A 16,449-nucleotide genomic window follows, 5' to 3' on the forward strand; every position below is an offset into this window, starting at 1 on the left:
CGGTATTATTTTTTTGATGCGGCGCCCATCGCCATCAGGCGCTGCACGACGCAGAATACGAACAGCAGGCCGCCGATGACGATCTTGGTCCACCACGAGCTGAGCGTGCCGTCGAAGGCGATCAGCGTCTGGATGGTGCCCAGTACCAGCACGCCGGACAGCGAACCGGCCACGTAGCCGTATCCGCCGCTCAGCAGCGTGCCGCCGATGACCACGGCGGCGATGGCATCGAGTTCCGTGCCCTGCGCATGCAGGCCATAGCCGGACAACATGTAGAACGAGAACAGCACGCCCGCCAGCGCGGCGCAGAAGCCGCTGAAGGCGTAGATCAGCACCTTGGTGCGCCCTACCCTCAAGCCCATCATCAGCGCCGACTGCTCGTTGCCACCGACCGCGTAGATGGCGCGTCCGAACGGCGTGCAGTGGGCGACGTAGATGGCTGCGGCCAGTGTCAGCAGCGCGATCAGCGCGCCGGGCGAGATGAAGCCGCCCAGTATCGGCAACTGGGTTTGCGACATCGCCACGTACAGTGGATCGTCGATGGTGATCGAGTTAATGCTGATCAGGTAGCACAGGCCGCGCGCCAGGAACATGCCCGCCAGCGTGACGATGAAAGGCTGCAGCTTGAAGTAATGGATCATCGCGCCCATCGCCGCGCCGAAGCCGGCGCCCAGCACCAGCACGATGGCGATCACCAGCAGCGGCGGCAGGTGCCAGCTTTGCAGCAGCGTGGCGGAAACCATCGTCGTCAGCGCCAGCACCGAGCCGACCGACAGATCGATGCCGCCGGAGAGGATGACGAAGCTCATGCCGACGGCGATCACCAGCAAGAAGGCGTTATCGATCAAGAGATTGAACAGCACCTGCAACGACAGGAAGCCGGGATAGGCGAAGCCGCCGGCGCCCAGCAACACGATCAACAGCCCGACCGTGACCAGCGAAGTGAAATATGGCGACGCCATCCAGGCGCGCCCGCTTTTAATCATCGTGCTCATGCTGCCTTGCCTTTTACATTCGTGCCATTCGTGCGAATAGCACGCCACATGTTCTTGAATTCGGCCGACTGCGACAGACAGACCAGGAATACCACCACCGACTTGACCACCATATTGATCTCCGGCGGCAAGCCGAGCGAATAGATCGTGTAAGTCAGCGTCTGGATGATCAGCGCACCGATCACGCTGCCGGCCAGGCTGAATTTACCGCCCGCGAGGGAGGTGCCGCCCAGCGTGACCGCCAGGATCGCATCCAACTCCAGCAGCAGGCCGGCGTTGTTGGCGTCCGCGCTCTTGATATTCGCGCTGATCATCAGGCCTGCCAATCCGGCGCAGGCGCTGCAGAATACGTAGACGAAGAAGATCAGCACCGCCGTCTTCAAGCCGGCCAGCCGGGCGGCCACCGGATTGATGCCGACCGCCTGGATGAACAGGCCAAGCGCGGTCTTGCGCATCAACAGCGCGGTGACCAGGAACACGGCGGCGACGATGAACAGCGAGAACGGCAGTCCAAACAGGTAACCGCTGCCCAGGAAGAAGAACGGCTTGTAGTAGACGGTGACGATCTGGCCGTCCGTCAGCAGCTGCGCCAGGCCGCGCCCCGCCACCATCAGGATCAGCGTCGCGACGATGGGCTGCAGACCCAGCCCCGCCACCAGCAGGCCGTTCCAGGCGCCGCACAGCAGCGCAGCACCCATGGCCGCGCACAAGGCCCAGCCCATCGGCGTATTGGCGACGTATTCGGGTACGCCGTTCTGCATCACCATCGTGCCGCCGATCAGCATGGCCGCCACGGTGCCGCTGATCGCGACCACCGCGCCGACCGAGATATCGATGCCGCGCGTGGCGATCACCAGCGTCATGCCCAACGCGGCCAGCACCAGAGGCGCCGCGCGGTTGGCGATGTCGATCAGGCTGCCGTACAGGTGGCCGTCCTTGATCTCGAGATGGAAGAAGCCCGGCACCAGCAGCAGGTCGATCAGCAACAGGGCCGCCAGCGCGGCCAGGGGACGGAACAGGTTATTCATGCGCGTCTCCCGCCGCGATCACATGCAGCACCGACGTTTCGTCCAGCGCACCGCGTGGATATTCGCCGCCGGCCTTGCGGTCCCGCATGACGATGATGCGGTCGCTGCAGCGCAGTACTTCCGGCAGCTCGGATGAAATGAATAATATCGCCATACCTTTGCGGCACAAGGCCGTTACGTAGTCCATGATCTCCTGCTTGGCGCGCACGTCGATGCCGCGCGTCGGCTCGTCCAGGATCAGCATTTTCGGTTCGGTGGCCATCCAGCGCGCCAGCAGTACCTTTTGCTGGTTGCCGCCGGAGAGCGTGCCGATCGGAGTCTCGATGCTGGCGGTCTTGATGCCGAGCGCCTTGACGTAATCCTCGGCCAGCTGCTGCTGACGCTTCATCGGGATGGCGCGCATGATGCCGAGGCGGGCCTGTAATGCGAGGATCAGATTTTCGCGCACAGAGAGTTCCAGGACGGCGCCTTCATGCTTGCGGTCTTCCGAACAGAAGCCGATGCCTGCGGCGATGGCGTCGCGCGGGGAGTTGAAGTTGTGGTCTTTGCCGTCGATGGAGATGGTGCCGCTGTCCGCGCGGTCGGCGCCGAACAGCAGGCGTGCCGCCTCGGTGCGGCCGGAGCCCAGCAGGCCGGCAAGGCCCAGCAGCTCGCCTTGACGCAGTTCGATATCCATCGGCGCCAGCGCCCCCTTGCGTCCCAGCCCGAGCGCGCGAAGGAAGGCCGGCAGCTTCGACGTCGCGGCGGCCGACGACGGAGCCGCGGCGGCTGGTTCGGCTGCGGATTCTGCTGCTGTGTCGCCGGCGGGCGCGCCCACCATCTTATTCACCAGCTCAAGCCGCGACAGCTCGCTGCAGGCGTACTCGCCTTCCCGCTCGCCGTTGCGCATGACCGTGATGCGGTCCGAGATCGCATAGGTCTGGTCCAGGAAGTGCGTCACAAACAGAATCGCCATGCCCTGCTCGCGCAGGCCACGCAGGACGCTGAACAACAGCTCCACTTCCTTCTCGTCGAGGCTGGAAGTCGGCTCGTCCAATATCAGCACCTTGGCCGACACCAGCAATGCCCGCGAAATCGCCACCATCTGCTGAATCGCCAGCGGATAGCGCGCCAGCGGCTGCGTCACGTCGATCCGTATCTGCATCCGCTCCAGCAGCGAGGTGGCCTGCTGTTGCATGCCGCGCCAGTCGATGCGGCCCAGTTTGCGCGGATAGCGGCCGATGAAAATATTCTCGGCCACCGACAGATTCGGGCAAAGATTCACTTCCTGATAAACGGTGCTGATGCCCAGGTTCTGAGCCTCCAGCGTGGAAGCAGGCTGTATCGGCGTCCCTTCCAACAGGATCTGCCCCGCGTCGGGCGTGTACACACCGGTCAGCACCTTGATCAGGGTCGACTTGCCGGCTCCGTTCTGTCCCATCAGCGTATGCACCTCGCCCGGATACAGGTTCAGCGCCACGCCGCTCAAAGCCTTCACGCCAGGGAAAGACTTGCTGATCCCCCGCAGCTCAAGGACCGGCGAAGATAAAGTACTCATCGGATCAGTATTTACGGTTCGGGAATTCCTTGGCCGCGACTTCAGCCGGGAACACGCTCTCTTGGGTCGTAATGCGCTTTGGTACAGGCTTGTTGGCCACCACATCGCGCGCGATCTGCATCAACTGAGGGCCAAGCAGCGGGCTGCATTCCACCGTCACGTTCAGCTTCCCGGCGATCATCGCCTCGAAGGCGCCCTTGACGCCGTCGATCGAAATCACCACGATGTCCTTGCCAGGCTTCATGCCGGCTTCCTCGATCGCCTGGATCGCGCCGATGGCCATGTCGTCATTGTGCGCGTACAGCACGTTGATCTTCTTGCCTTCGGCCTTGAGGAAGGCTTCCATCACTTCCTTGCCTTTGGCGCGGGTGAAGTCGCCGGTCTGCGAGCGGATCACCTTCAGCTTCGGATTGGTGGCGATGACTTCTTCAAAGCCCTTCTTGCGGTCCAGCGCCGGCGCCGAGCCGACGGTGCCTTGCAGTTCGACGATATTGATGACGGCATCGGGCGTCTTCTTCGCGCGATCGAGCAGCCAGCGGCCTGCGCGCCGGCCCTCCTCGACGAAGTCCGAACCGATGAAGGTCACGTACAGCGAAGGATCGCTGACATTGACCGCGCGGTCGGTCAGGATGACGGGAATTTTGGCGGCCTTGGCTTCGCGCAGCACGGTGTCCCAACCCGATTCCACCACCGGCGAAAACGCGATCACGTCCACGCGCTGGGCGATGAAGGAACGGATCGCCTTGACCTGGTTTTCCTGCTTCTGCTGGGCGTCCGCAAATTTAAGGGTGATGCCGTCCTTCTTGGCGGCGTCCTTGATCGAAACGGTGTTCGCGGTGCGCCACTCGCTTTCGGCGCCGACCTGCGAAAAGCCGATCACCAGCGGCTTGGCCGCAAAAACGGGAGTGACGGCGGTAAAAGCGGCCAGGAACGCGGCGGCCAGTACGGTTCTGCGATTACATGTCATAGCGAAGTCTCCGAATGAATTTGTATATTTTATGGTTCATATACTATGAGAAAGGGAAATATCTATCCAATGATATTTTCCATCATATCGATATCGATTTCGATATCAACGCAGCAATCTCAAGCCGTACAAGCCGCCCGCCCTCGATCCCTGGCGGGCGACAAATTTGACCACCAGCTTGCCGCCGCCCAGCATAGCCGCTGGAATGGCGTAGTCCCGGGTGTAGATTTCCTGCGGCGCGGCGCCATCCAGCGCAACCTCGGCCAGCAACCGGTCGTTGATAAAGATATCGAAATGGCGTCCGGCATCCAAAGTTGAATATGTCAGCCGCAGCGTGCGGGCTTCGGCCTTTTTGTCGGTCAGCTCGTAGCTGAACCAGCCGCTTGCATGGCGCCAGTGGCGGCCCTTGCTGATGCCGGCGTCGGCCCCCTCGCCTTTGAAGAAGTGATCGGACTCCGGCTGCTGCTCGCCCGGCGCCACCTGATCGATCGTCTGCGCATCCAATGCCAGGCGCTCCGCCTCGTCCTGCGCGGCCCTGGCCTGCATGGACGCCAGGTTGGCCGGCGTGGAATACGGCCAGTAGACCACGTAGCGCGAATCGTGCAGCCGGAAGAACGGGATGAAGGTCACGCTGCCGACATTCTTCCCCTGCACCAGCCCCGGCGCAGTGAACGTCAGCGGCCTGCCGGGCACCGGCTTGAAGCGGTCCATGAAAGCCTTGGTATCGCTGACCAGCATCGGCGCCGACTCCATCGGGCATACCTGGCCTTGCGCCACATGGCCCATGCGCGAGTCGTCGGCGAAGAAGTTCAGCTTTTCGCCGGCAAACGGATCGGTCTTCGCCGCCAGCACGATAGGGCCGTGCAGCACCGCATAGTAGTTGGACTTGTCCGGCATCTGCTCCAGATGGGTTTTCATCGGCAGGAGGATCTCGACCTTGTCGCCGTCGCGCCATTGGCGGCGCAGGCTGACGTAGCGGTCCGCACCGGCGTCGGCCGCCACAGGCTTGCCGTTGACGGTGATGCGCAAGGCGCCGCGCGCCACCCACTCGGGATAGCGGATCTTCATCGTGAACGCCTTGCTCCCCTTGACCACCAGCGTGCTGGTGTCTTCGTCGGGGAAGCGGTTGGTTTGCATGATCGTCACGCCCTGTTCGCGCCAGTTCAGCGTCGATGGAATGAACAGGTTCACGTAAAGATCGTCGCCGCGATGCGCGTAGATGAATTCCCCATATTTTGCATGGCTTTCGATGCCGGAGCCGACGCAGCACCACATGGCCTTGTCGACTTGCGAGTAGACGCGGTAGTGATTCGGCCGCATCGGCGTGAAGTAGACGAAGCCGCCGCTGTCGGGCCGCTGCGACGAGAGGATGTGGTTGTACAACGCCCGCTCGTAGTAGTCGCTGTAGCTGCCTTTGGCATCGCCAAGGAACAGCAGCTCGGTGAGCTTGAGCATGTTGTAGGTATTGCAGGTTTCCGGACCTTCGACTTCTTCCACCATCGGCGAGAAGTCCTTGTCGTCGTTGAAGTGCTCCTTGACGCTATTGCCGCCGATGGCGACGGTGCGGTGATCGTGCACCGTCTGCCAGAAGAATTGCGCCGCCTGCTGCCAGTCGCGGCGGCCGGTGATGTCGCCGATGCGCTTGAAGCCGACCACCTTGGGGATCTGCGTGTTGGCGTGCAGCCCGGTGAGCTGGTCCTTGCCCTCTTCCAGCGGACGCAGGATGGCCTGGTGCGAGAAGCGTATCGCCAGCTCCATGTATTTCTTCTGGCCGGTCATCTGGGCGACGTCGGCCAGCACCTCGTTCATGCCGCCGTGCTCACTGCGCAGCATGGACTGCATTTGTTCTTCGCTCAGGTGCGAGGTCAGCTCCAGCGCCCAGTCGGACATCGCGATCAGCATGGCGCGGGCATCCTGGTTGCCGGTATAGGTGTAGGCGTCGCGCAGGCCGGCGTAGACCTTGTGCAGGTTGTACCACGGGACCCACTTGCCGTTGACGGAGAAGTTGTCGGCATGGAGTTCGCCCTTGGCGATGGCTTGCCACGCAGCGCTGCCGTCCGGGATGCCGCCGATGTAGCCGTTGCCGTTCTTCTGCTGGCAGCGCTTGAGTTCCGCGACGAAGTAGTTCAGCCGCTTGAGGACTTCCTCGTCGCCGGTCGAGGCGTACATCAGCGCGAGGGCCGAGAGATAGTGGCCGCCGAGGTGGCCGTCAAGGCCGCTGGATTCCCAGTTGCCGTAGCTGGGCTGCTTCAGCGGCAGGCCGGCTTCGCGCAGGAATGGCGCCAGCAGGCGGTCCGGCTCCATCTCGAGCAGGTAATGCAGGTCCGTGCGCTGCGCTTCCAGGAAGGGGCTATCGCCCAGCCGCACGTCGGCGAGCGGAAACAACTGCAACGGCGCCGCCGGCGCCGCGCCGGCGGCAAACGCGATGGCAACGGCGGCAGCGAGGCTGCGCAATATCTTCATGGCGATGGCAGCTGGTTGCTGCGATACTTGTTGAGATCCGCAGGATCGACCACCGGCCAACCGCTGGCGTCCCACTTCATCTCCATGATCTTCAGCTTCTGCAGATAGTCGTCCGCGGTCTCGTAGGCGTGCAGCACCATGTAGTCCTTGCCGTCGATGGTGTAGGCGCCGTTGTGACCCAGCGCTTTCCAGTCCTTGTCGCCGGCGATCACCGTAGAACCGCCGCCCTTCAACATGTCCACGCCGTCCTTGTCCAGGTAAGGACCGGTGACGTTCCTGGCCCTACCGACAACCACGTGATAGGTGCTGTTGGATTTCTGGCAGCATAGACCGAACGAAGCGAAGAGGTAGTAGTAGCCGCCTTTCTTGAAGATGAACGGCGCCTCGATCTCGTCCGGCGCGGACACCTTGCCGCCCACGGAAGGCACGCGCAGGCGGCTGGCGATTGCCTGCCATTCCTGCGGTGCGGCCAGGCCGGTCCAATCCGGGTTCAACTTCGCCAGCTTCAATCCGCTCCAGAACGAGCCGAAGGCAAGCCAGGCCTCGCCTTTGTCATCTTCGACGACATTCGGATCGATGGCATTCCAATCGTCTCGCGACGGTACGGATTGCAGCAGCAGGCCCTTGTCTTCCCAGCGATAGTCTGGCGAACGCGGGTTCAGCGTCTTGTTGACGGTGACTCCGATGCCCGAGGCATTCTTGCCGAAGCCTGAAACGGAATAGTACAAATAGTATTTCCCGTTATGGAAATGCACATCCGGCGCCCAGACATGGCCGTCGAAGCCAGGCGCCACACTCTTGGCCCACACCGGCTGGTCCTTGAAGATGCGGCCTTCGGGTGTCCAGTCCTTCATGTTTTTCGAACTGTAGAACGTGATACCCGGTCCGGTGCTGAACACGTACCAGGTATCGCCCTCCTTCGCCATGACAGGATCATGGACGCTGACTTCCTTGGCGGCGCAGGCAGGAAGCGCGGAAAGCGCCGCCAGTCCCAATGCAAATACAACAGACTTCATCTCAACTCCCTGTGCGCGCGCCCCAGATCGACACGCCGTCAACCGACTGCGCGGTCCACGTCACCACGAAGGCGCTGGCGTTGGTATTCCACTGGCGCGACAGCACGCCATTGAAAGTACCGCTAGCCCCCAGCGCAATCGTAATCTTGTTGGCGCCGTTATGCTTCCACGTGCCGGTTGCCGCGCCCGACACGGTACCGTCGACCGCCAGCTTGATGGCCTGCGAAGACTTGATGGCCGTCGTAATATCCTTGCCGTGGTTGATCATCTTGTACGAGCCGGCCGCATCGGCTGCCGTCACCTCGGCCGCCAACGGCGTCGAGTTCTTGCTCAGCGGCGCGTAGCGGAACGGCGCCACGACGATCCAGCCATCCTCGTTGATGAACATCTCGTGTACGCGGATCTGATGCAGCTCGCCGGTTCCGGGGAAACGGGTATGGAACACCAGGAAGTACTGGCCTGTGGACGCTTCGTAATAGGCCGAATTATGGCCCGGCGATACATAGCCCAGCGGCGTCCCCGTTTCACCGTCGGCCAGCGCGAACTGGTAGTTCCCCATGATCTTCTGGCCGAACGGCGCGATGCTGGCGTCGTCGAACAGCGGCAGCGCGGGATTGGCCTTGACGTTGGCCATGTCGTTGCCCTTGGCGTCCACATACGGACCGTCCGGATTCAGCGAGCGGGCCACGCGCATGTTGTAGGCACCGTTTGCATCCAGTCCGCCGAAGGACGTGAACAGGTAGTAGTACTTCGACTGCGGGCTGTACATCACGTACGCGCCTTCGATGCGGCTGTGGTTCCCGCCCATCAGGTGCTTGCCGTAGCCCTGGCCGGGCTTCTGCAGGCCGGTCGCCGGATCCATCGCCAGGATGAAGATGCCGCCGGAATAGGAGCCGTAGATCATCCACAGCTTGCCATCCTTGTCGAAGAAGGTGTTCGGGTCGACCACGTTCGGCATCGTCAGCGCGTCGTAGACGTTCACGCCGTCTTCGCTGACCAGGCCCCACATGCCGGATTTGAGCATGATCTGCTTGTTGACGTACGGGCCTTCCACCTTGTCCGCCACAGCCACGCCCAGCGCCGAACGGGGCGAGTCGCCTTTGCAGGCGTTGTAGTAGAAGTAGAACTTTCCGTCTCCCAGCTTGACCACATCCGGAGCCCACAGGTCGGTGACCTGCGCCCAGGTGAAGGTGTCGGCCAGCGAGGTCACCACGTTGTTGAACAACGGATTGGTGGCGTTGACGCCGTCGGCGAACTTGGTCCAGTTCATCAGGTCCGTCGACTTGGCCGCGGCCAGGTGCGAGCCGAAGACGTAGTAGGTACCGTCCACCTTGATCAGGGCGGGATCGTGGACCGAGGCGTCGGCGAACGTGATGGTGGTCGGCGGCGGCGTTGGCGTCGGTGTGGGTGTTGGTGTTGGCGTAGGCGTAGGCGTAGGCGCAGGTGTCGGCGTCGGAGTTGCGGCAACTGGATTGCCGCCGCCTCCTCCACCGCCGCAACCAGCCAGCAGCATGGCCACGCCACCGGCGATGGCCTTACGGCGCGACAGGGAAATATCGTGCACCGTCATGCCCTCACTCCACCGCCACCACGATCACAGCCTTGGCAGGAATCTTCACCGTCACCTTGCCATCGACGCCGGTGGCGGTGAATGGCGCAGGTTTCACTGCTTGCGGCGATTGGAAGGTATTATGCGCATCCATCGCAGCGGCAGTCAGCACGCGGCCCTTCAATGCCTTGATCGTCTGGCCCGGAATATTGACCGCCACGTCGGCAGCCTGTCCCGGATTGGTGTTCACCAGCGCCAGATACAGCTTGCCATCCGCGCCGCGTGCGGCCGATGCGCTGATCTCGGGAATGCCGGCACCATCCACGGTGTACTGCGGATTGTTCGACAGCGTCAGCGGCAGCGTGGTCGCGCCCTGGAACGGCGCATACATTTCAAAGGCATGATAGGTCGGCGTCAGCACCATCTTGTCCTTGTCGGTGATGATCATCGATTGCAGCACATTGACCATCTGCGCGATATTGGTCATGCGCACCCGGTCTGCGTGGGCATGGAAGATGTTGAAGTTAAGCGCTGCAACAACCGCATCGCGCAGGGTATTCTGCTGAAACAGGAAGCCGGCGTTGGTGCCCTTCTCCACGTCGTACCAGGTGCCCCATTCATCGACGAACAGGCCCAGTTTTTTCTCCGGATCGTTCTTGTCCATCACTGCGGCATTTTTGCGGATGTGGTCATCCATGCGCAGTGTGGCGCTCAGCGTGGACAGCCATTCTTTTTCAGGGAATCCGGTTGCCGCGCCCTTCACTTCCCACTTCCCGGTCGGGATGGTGTAGTAGTGGAAGCTGATGCCGTCGGTCTGGCGCTTGAGCTGCTTGCTCAGCACATCGGACCAGCTGGTATCGCTGTCGTTACCGCCGCTGGCGATCAGCTTCGGACGGCTGGACGACGGCGCCTTCAGGAACGTCTCGACGTTCTTGTACAGGTCCGCGTAGTGCTCCGGCGTCATATTGCCGCCGCAGCCCCACGCCTCGTTACCGACGGCGAAATAGGCGACCTTGAATGGTTTCTCATGGCCGTTCTTGCGGCGCAGCTCGGCCAGCGTGGACTTGCTGTCGGACGTCATGTACTCGATCCACTCCGACATCTCCTGGACGCTGCCGGAACCAAGGTTGCCGTTGACGTAGGCGTCAGCGCCCAGCAGGTCGACCAGGTCGAAGAACTCGTGCGTACCGACGGCATTGGACTCCGCCACGCCGCCCCAATTGGTGTTGACCTTGACCGGGCGCTTCTCGCGCGGGCCGACGCCGTCCTTCCAGTGATACTCGTCGGCGAAGCAGCCGCCCGGCCAGCGCACCAGCGGCACGTGCATCGCCTTCAGCGCGCCGACCACGTCGTTGCGCCAGCCCTTGGTGTTGGGGATCTTCGATTTTGGACCGACCCACATGCCTTCGTAGATGCCGGTACCCAGGTGCTCGGCGAACTGGCCGTAGACATCCTTGTTGATGACCGCACCGGGCTTGCCGGCGTCGATGGTGAGGCCGATCGTGTCGGCCGCGAAGGCGCCGCCGGAAGCCAGCAGGCACAAGGCGAATACGCCGCGTTTAATTTGGTTCATAGTCTATCTCCTGTTTATAGTTTTATGACGAATCCGCCGTGCGGTTTGATCGTTACTGCTACTTTCTTGCCTGCGGCGATATCGCGCTGGCTGAAACTGCGTTCGCCATCGCCGTCGGCGATGATCGTTCCCTGTTTGGCTCCGGCGAAGGACAAGTCCAGCGTCAGCGTCTTGTCGGACTCGGTGGCGTTGATGCCGGAGATGTACCAGCTGTCGCCCGAGCGGCGCGCGACGACGGCGTATTGGCCAGGATAACCGTCAACCAGGCGGCTGTCGTCCCAGCTGCGCGGCAGCTCCTGCAGGAAGCTCTTCACGTAGGCCGGCACGGTTGCCATGCCTTCGGGGATCTCGGCGAAGTGCTGGATGCCCGAGATGTACAACACCGACGTGGCCAGCTCGAAGCCGTTGCTGGAAGTACGCTTGATCTTCGGGATGTCGCCGAAGACCATCGGCGTGAAGTCCATCGGATCGAACAGGTTGCGAGCGAACGGCAGCATGGCGGCGTGGGTCGGCATCTTGTCTTCGTCGGCCTGCTCGAAGGTGGTGAACTCCATGCCGCGCACGGCTTCCATCGTCATCAGGTTGGGCCAGGTGCGGGTCCAGCCGCGCGGCAGCGTGGCACCGTGGAAGTTGACCAGCAGTCCGGCGTCGGCCGCATCGCGCAGGATGGCGACGTAGTAGGCGATCATCGACTGGGCATCGCCGTTGAAGAAGTCGATCTTGACACCCTTGACGCCCATGTCATGCAGGCGCTTGAATTCGGCGACGCGCTGTTCGTGGGTCAGCAACTTGCTTTTCGGCGAATACTCGGTGGAGTTCCATGGACCGGACGAGTTGTACCACAGCAGAATGCCGACGTTCCTGGTGGCGGCGTAGTCGACCAGTTCCTTGACCTTTTCGTAGCCGATCTTGCGGTCCCAGTCGGCATCGATCAGGGTGTAATCCCAATGCATGTCGGCGGCGTAGTCGATGAACTTTTTCTGGACGTCGTAGACGGTGGCGTCGTCCTTCATCAGCGCCCAGCTCCACGACGCATGGCCGGGCTTGACCAGCGATTTATCGAAAGCGATGGCTGGAGCGGCAAGGTCGGTGCCGAGCGTGGAACCGGTCACCGTCTGCAAGGAGCCCAGCGCCAGCAGGCGCCATGGCGTGGTGAGCGTGCCGTCGACTTCGGCCATCAGGCGGCCGTCGGTGTAGACCTCCTCGGCCATCGGATTGCCAATGCTGTATTTTCCGCCGACGGATTGTGGCGCCAGGCGGGAAGCCTGGAAGCTGCCATCCATGCCGGCTTCGGAGATCGCCACCCAGTTGACGCCGGATTTGAACAGCGCCGGGAACACCCACCCTGCGGGCGAAGGCGACGGCGTGCCGACCGGGACGTCCATCAGATAGTGCTCTTCGTATGACGGATTGGTCCTGCCCCAACCGGTTTGCGCGACTGCGATCGGCTGCATCCAGGCCTTGGCTTCGGACGGCAGCGCGAACGTGGTGCGCTCCTGGATCAGTTTTTTGTGCGGCAGCGATGTATCGGCGACCACATAGCGGAAAGCGACGCCATCGTTCGACACGCGGAAGACGATGTCCATCTTCTGCTTCTGCGCGTTCTGTACCGAATAGGTCTGTTCGTTGGCGCTGTAGGTGATGTCGCGCCGCTTGCCGACAGCCATCTGGTAATGATCGCTGACGGCATGTGCTTTGCTGGTCCCGGTGATTTTCAAACCGCTGGCCAGGTCCGCGCCCTGCAACTGCAGGCCGAGATCGGAAGCCAGCAATACCGGCTTGCCGTCGCGCGTGATCGTGTAAGCCAGCGTGCCGGCGGCGGTGGATTGCAGCTTGACGGCGATGTGGCGGTCCGGGCTGGTCAGCGCGGCGGGAGACGCGGTGGCGCCTGCCGACACCGCGGCCATGATTATTGCCGCATAGCTGGTTGTATTCATACCCATCCCCCATCGACGATAAACTCTTGAGCGGTGCACATGGCACCATCTTCAGCGGCCAGGAACAGGATCATCGAGGCCACGTGCTGCGGCATCAGCTTGGTCGGCAGGCACTGGTTGCGTTTGATGTCCTGCTCGCCCGCATCGTCCAGCCACAGGTCGATCTGGCGCTGCGTCATCACCCAACCCGGCGTGACCGTGTTGACGCGGATGCCGTGCTCTCCGAACTCCCGGGCCAGGCCGCGCGTCAGGCCGTGCACCGCCGCCTTCGACGTGGCGTACACCGGGTAGCCCGCATTCTTGACGTGCCACGAAATCGAGCCGACATTGATGATCGAGCCGGCGCCTTTTTTCTTCATGCCTTCCAGGACAGCCTGGCAAGTGAAGAACATCGGACGCTGGTTGATGGCGATGCGCTCGTTCCAGTATTCCAGGGTGACTTCAGCGGTCTCGTGGCGCTGGTCGTTGGCTGCGTTGTTGACGAGGATGTCGAAGTCGCCGACCAGCGTCGCCATCTCGACCATGGTCGCCTGCAGCGCGGGGATGTTGGTGATGTCGCACTGGCGAAACAGCGGCTCGGGATAGCCGGCTTCCTTCACGCGGCGCGTCAGCGCCAGGCTGGCGTCGCGGGCGATGTCGACAAAGGCGACTTGCGCGCCCTGCTCCGCGAAGGAAATCACCATCGCTTCGCCGATGCCGGTGCCGCCACCGGTGATGAATACGCGCTTGCCGCGCAGGCTGGCGAACTTAGCCAATTGGGTCATACAGTCTCCGTTTTTATTATGGTGAGGTCCCCGTCATCGCGGGGATTCCTCGATACTGCGCTAGTCGCGAGTCAGCTCGCCTTCGCGGCGGCGCCAAACGGCGCTGCCGTTGTCGCGCAAGACTTCCGGCAGCAGTGCCTGCGACAGGTTCTGGTAGCACACCGGACGCAGGAAGCGCACGATGGCGCCCGTACCCACGGACGTGCTGCGGCCGTCGGACGTCGATGGGAATGGGCCGCCGTGCACCATCGCGCTGCAGACTTCCACGCCGGTCGGGAAGCCGTTGGCCAGGATGCGGCCGGCCTTGCGTTCCAGTACCGGCAGCAGCACATGGGCGGCGTCGAGATCCGCATCGTCCAGCTGCAGCGTGGCGGTCAACTGGCCTTCCAGGCTTTCGGCGATATGGCGCAGTTCCGCCATATCCTTGCAGGCCACGACCAGCGAGGCCGGGCCGAATACTTCTTCCGACAACGCATGCTGCGACAGGAACGCCGCGCCGCTGGTGACGAACAGCGCCGGAGCGCCCTTGCCTTCGGCCTGAGGCGCCAGCGCCAGCGTCTTCACGTCCGCATGCTCGGCCAACTGTGTGATACCGCGCTGGAAGCTGCCTGCGATTCCCGGCGACAGCATCGCGCACGCCGCACCGCCGGCCAGCGCTTGCGCGGCGGCGTTGGCGAAGCGATCCAGATCGGGACCGGCGACGCCGATCACCAGGCCGGGATTGGTGCACATCTGCCCCACGCCCAGGACCAGCGAGCCGGCGAAGCCCGCGCCGATTTCCTCGGCACGCGCAGCCAGCGCCGCAGGCATCAGGAACACCGGATTGATCGAGCTCATTTCCGCATAGACGGGAATCGGTACCGGACGCGCCGCAGCCACCGCCATCAGCGCGACACCGCCGCTGCGCGAGCCGGTGAAGCCGACCGCCTTGATCGATGGATGACGCACCAGCTCCTGGCCGATGCCATTGCCGCTGCCGGTCAACAGCGAGAACACGCCGGCCGGAAGGCCGCACAGCTCCGCCGCCTTGACGATGGCGCGGCCCACCAGTTCGGACGTGCCGGGATGCGCGGAATGCGCCTTCAGCACCACCGGGCAGCCGGCCGCCAAAGCCGATGCGGTGTCGCCACCGGCCACAGAAAACGCCAACGGGAAGTTACTGGCCGCGAAAACCGCCACCGGACCGAGGCCGATCATGCGCATACGCAGGTCGGGACGCGGCGGCGTCCGTTCCGGCAACGCCTTGTCGATACGGACATCGTTCCACGAGCCTTCGCGCAGCAGGTTGGCAAACAGTTTCAGCTGGCCGACGGTGCGGCCACGCTCACCCTCGATGCGAGGACGCGGCAGGCCGGTTTCGGCCATCACGCGTTCAACCAGCACATCGCCCAGCGCCATGATCTGTTCGGCGATGGTTTCCAGGAAAACGGCGCGCTGCTCGTCGCTCAGCGCGCGGAAGGTGTCGAATGCGGCGTCGGCCGCGCGGCAGGCCTGGTCGATCTGCCCGACATCGACAGCGTGAAATTCCGGCTCCATCGACTGCTGCGTAGTGGGATTCCAGGCGCGGATGGCGCCGCCGGTACCTTTGACGGCGTGGCCGCCGATCAGTGCTTCGCCGGTAATGATCATAGTGCTTTCACTTTCGCGATTTCGGTTTTGTAGACAGTCAGCTTGTTGCGCAAGGCCGGGCCGAATTGCGGCGCGTCGATTTCAAACGTTTCGCCAGGCTTGACGACGATGTTGTCGGCCACGCTCAACGTGGCGGTGCCGAAGAAGTGGATATGCACGTCGCCCGGACGCTTGAACAGCGGGTACTTGAAGTGATGGTGTTCCAGGTTGCCGATGGTGTGCGACATATTCTGCTCGCCACTGAAGAAGGCCTTCTCCCAGCGCACCTTGCCCTCAACGTCGTAGATGCGCGATGTGCCCTCGATGTGCGCCGGCGCCTCGCCGACCAGCAGCGCGGGACCCACGCCGCAGGCGCGCAGTTTCGAGTGGGCGAGATACAGGTAGTTCTGGCGCTCGGTCACGTGGTCCGAGAACTCGTTGCCGATGGCGTAACCGACGCGGTAAGGCTGACCGTCGTCGCCGATCACATACAGGCCGGCCACTTCCGGCTCTTCGCCGCCGTCCAGCGCGAAGTCGGGCATGCTCAGTGGCTGGCCGCTGGCAGCCACGATGGAGCCGTCGCCCTTGTAGAACCATTCCGGCTGCACGCCTGCCTGGCCGGCGGCCGGCTTGCCGCCTTCGACGCCAAGGCGGAACATTTTCATCGAATCGCTGAGCGACTCGACGTCGCCGCCGATTTTCTTGTGCATGGAGTCGCGGGTATCGGCGCTGCCCAGGTGGGTCAGGCCGGTGCCGGTGACGAAGCAGTGCGCGTCGTCGCTGTGATCCAGCGGCGGCAGCAGGCGGCCGGCAGCGGCGACGGCGTCGAACGCCTGCACGCCGTCGCCGACAGACTTGGCGGCCAGGTCGGCCAGGCCGACGGACTGGCGTATCGCCGCCTGCGCCAGGGCGTAGGTCGTATCGTAGCCTTCGATGACGCGGATGGTGTTCTGTTCCAGCACGCCGATCTGGCGCGCGCCTTGTTCATTCTTGAATTGTACGAGCAGCATAA

Annotated in this window: 12 protein-coding genes; all 12 read right to left on the reverse strand. The window is 63.0% G+C overall.

From position 1 onward, the window contains the following. Positions 1-5 precede the first annotated feature (5 nt). The 12 genes from yjfF to araD1 all read right to left on the reverse strand — a co-directional run bounded on the left by yjfF (position 6) and on the right by araD1 (position 16,447). The gene (gene yjfF / locus ACSQ3S_RS20970; protein ID WP_176651438.1) at positions 6-995 is read right to left on the reverse strand and encodes a galactofuranose ABC transporter, permease protein YjfF; all 990 of its coding nucleotides are present in this window, start codon (positions 993-995) and stop codon (positions 6-8) included. After that, positions 992-2,023, reverse strand: a complete 1,032-nt coding sequence (locus ACSQ3S_RS20975) for an ABC transporter permease (RefSeq protein ID WP_436143630.1) — start codon at positions 2,021-2,023, stop codon at positions 992-994. Before ACSQ3S_RS20975 ends, yjfF begins: the two co-directional genes overlap by 4 nt. Further along, positions 2,016-3,560 (reverse strand): sugar ABC transporter ATP-binding protein, encoded by a 1,545-nt coding sequence (locus tag ACSQ3S_RS20980; RefSeq protein WP_436143631.1) that lies wholly within the window; start codon positions 3,558-3,560, stop codon positions 2,016-2,018. Before ACSQ3S_RS20980 ends, ACSQ3S_RS20975 begins: the two co-directional genes overlap by 8 nt. A 4-nt stretch (positions 3,561-3,564) precedes the next feature. Beyond that, the gene (locus ACSQ3S_RS20985) at positions 3,565-4,527 is read right to left on the reverse strand and encodes an ABC transporter substrate-binding protein (RefSeq protein ID WP_176651441.1); all 963 of its coding nucleotides are present in this window, start codon (positions 4,525-4,527) and stop codon (positions 3,565-3,567) included. Between the two features lie 105 nt (positions 4,528-4,632). Beyond that, on the reverse strand, positions 4,633-6,990 hold the full coding sequence (locus tag ACSQ3S_RS20990) for a beta-L-arabinofuranosidase domain-containing protein (RefSeq protein WP_436143632.1): 2,358 nt from the start codon (positions 6,988-6,990) through the stop codon (positions 4,633-4,635). Beyond that, on the reverse strand, positions 6,987-8,006 hold the full coding sequence (locus tag ACSQ3S_RS20995; RefSeq protein WP_436143633.1) for an arabinan endo-1,5-alpha-L-arabinosidase: 1,020 nt from the start codon (positions 8,004-8,006) through the stop codon (positions 6,987-6,989). The genes ACSQ3S_RS20990 and ACSQ3S_RS20995 overlap by 4 nt, the downstream gene beginning before the upstream one ends. A gap of 1 nt (position 8,007) precedes the next feature. Continuing rightward, positions 8,008-9,576, reverse strand: coding sequence for a glycoside hydrolase family 43 protein (locus ACSQ3S_RS21000; RefSeq protein ID WP_436143634.1), 1,569 nt, complete (start codon positions 9,574-9,576; stop codon positions 8,008-8,010). Positions 9,577-9,580: 4 nt separating this feature from the next. After that, a complete protein-coding gene (locus ACSQ3S_RS21005) occupies positions 9,581-11,128 on the reverse strand; it encodes an alpha-N-arabinofuranosidase (RefSeq protein ID WP_176651445.1) in 1,548 nt (515 codons plus the stop codon). Between the two features lie 14 nt (positions 11,129-11,142). Then, entirely contained in the window at positions 11,143-13,065 is a 1,923-nt protein-coding gene (locus ACSQ3S_RS21010; protein ID WP_436143635.1) for a glycoside hydrolase family 97 catalytic domain-containing protein, read from the reverse strand. After that, the gene (locus tag ACSQ3S_RS21015) at positions 13,062-13,829 is read right to left on the reverse strand and encodes an SDR family NAD(P)-dependent oxidoreductase (RefSeq protein WP_176651447.1); all 768 of its coding nucleotides are present in this window, start codon (positions 13,827-13,829) and stop codon (positions 13,062-13,064) included. The genes ACSQ3S_RS21010 and ACSQ3S_RS21015 overlap by 4 nt, the downstream gene beginning before the upstream one ends. 60 nt (positions 13,830-13,889) lie before the next feature. Continuing rightward, positions 13,890-15,458 (reverse strand): aldehyde dehydrogenase (NADP(+)), encoded by a 1,569-nt coding sequence (locus ACSQ3S_RS21020; RefSeq protein ID WP_436143636.1) that lies wholly within the window; start codon positions 15,456-15,458, stop codon positions 13,890-13,892. Then, on the reverse strand, positions 15,455-16,447 hold the full coding sequence (araD1, locus tag ACSQ3S_RS21025) for an AraD1 family protein (protein WP_436143637.1): 993 nt from the start codon (positions 16,445-16,447) through the stop codon (positions 15,455-15,457). The genes ACSQ3S_RS21020 and araD1 overlap by 4 nt, the downstream gene beginning before the upstream one ends. Positions 16,448-16,449: the final 2 nt, after the last annotated feature.

The sequence above is a fragment of the Duganella sp. LjRoot269 genome (assembly GCF_964254095.1).
GTDB lineage: Bacteria > Pseudomonadota > Gammaproteobacteria > Burkholderiales > Burkholderiaceae_D > Rugamonas > Rugamonas hordei.